Here is an 869-nt window from a genome sequence, read left to right as displayed (position 1 = left end):
GAGCTATATCAAGCTTACTTCTTTTATGGAGAGTTTGATCCTGGCTCAGGATGAACGCTGGCGGCGTGCCTAATACATGCAAGTCGAGCGAACAGACGAGGTGCTTGCACCTCTGACGTTAGCGGCGGACGGGTGAGTAACACGTGGGTAACCTACCTATAAGACTGGGATAACTCCGGGAAACCGGGGCTAATACCGGATAACATATTGAACCGCATGGTTCAATAGTGAAAGACGGTTTTGCTGTCACTTATAGATGGACCCGCGCCGTATTAGCTAGTTGGTGAGGTAACGGCTCACCAAGGCGACGATACGTAGCCGACCTGAGAGGGTGATCGGCCACACTGGAACTGAGACACGGTCCAGACTCCTACGGGAGGCAGCAGTAGGGAATCTTCCGCAATGGGCGAAAGCCTGACGGAGCAACGCCGCGTGAGTGATGAAGGTCTTCGGATCGTAAAGCTCTGTTATTAGGGAAGAACAAACGTGTAAGTAACTGTGCACGTCTTGACGGTACCTAATCAGAAAGCCACGGCTAACTACGTGCCAGCAGCCGCGGTAATACGTAGGTGGCAAGCGTTATCCGGAATTATTGGGCGTAAAGCGCGCGTAGGCGGTTTTTTAAGTCTGATGTGAAAGCCCACGGCTCAACCGTGGAGGGTCATTGGAAACTGGAAAACTTGAGTGCAGAAGAGGAAAGTGGAATTCCATGTGTAGCGGTGAAATGCGCAGAGATATGGAGGAACACCAGTGGCGAAGGCGGCTTTCTGGTCTGCAACTGACGCTGATGTGCGAAAGCGTGGGGATCAAACAGGATTAGATACCCTGGTAGTCCACGCCGTAAACGATGAGTGCTAAGTGTTAGGGGG

Annotated in this window: 1 rRNA gene; it reads left to right on the top strand. The window is 52.1% G+C overall.

The annotated features are described in order from the left end of the window. Positions 1-22: 22 nt before the first annotated feature. Positions 23-869: ribosomal RNA gene (locus TP70_RS09160) — 16S ribosomal RNA — on the top strand; the annotation flags it as partial.

The organism is Staphylococcus microti, assembly GCF_000934465.1.
GTDB lineage: Bacteria > Bacillota > Bacilli > Staphylococcales > Staphylococcaceae > Staphylococcus > Staphylococcus microti.
The sequence above is the reverse complement of the archived record's forward strand: the minus strand, read 5'-3'. Positions and strand labels throughout refer to the sequence as shown.